Genomic DNA, 227 nt, shown 5'->3' with positions numbered 1-227 from the left:
TGGTTCTCCGATGATTTGCGGAAGCTGGACGATGACAATGTGTACCGTAAGCTGCAAGGTCACTGGATTATCGAAATGTCGGAAATGATGGCAACCGCAAACGCCAAGAGCATTGAGGAAATCAAGTCATTTTTAAGCCGACAGAAAGAGGTTTACAAGATACCCTATGAAACCCACCCAGCAGACCGCCCCCGTCAGTGCGTGTTTGGCGGCACTTCCAATGCCCT

The 227-nt window shown here is 49.8% G+C and carries 1 protein-coding gene; it reads left to right on the top strand.

Annotation, left to right across the window (positions count from 1 at the left end; translation table 11 throughout):
* Window positions 1–227, top strand: a 227-nt coding sequence (locus tag DW922_RS18245; RefSeq protein WP_243032307.1) for a virulence-associated E family protein, incomplete at both ends; no start/stop codon positions are given.

The organism is Clostridium sp. AM42-4 (genome assembly GCF_003480105.1).
Classification (GTDB): domain Bacteria; phylum Bacillota; class Clostridia; order Lachnospirales; family Lachnospiraceae; genus Brotaphodocola.
This window is presented reverse-complemented; position numbering and strand designations above follow the sequence as displayed.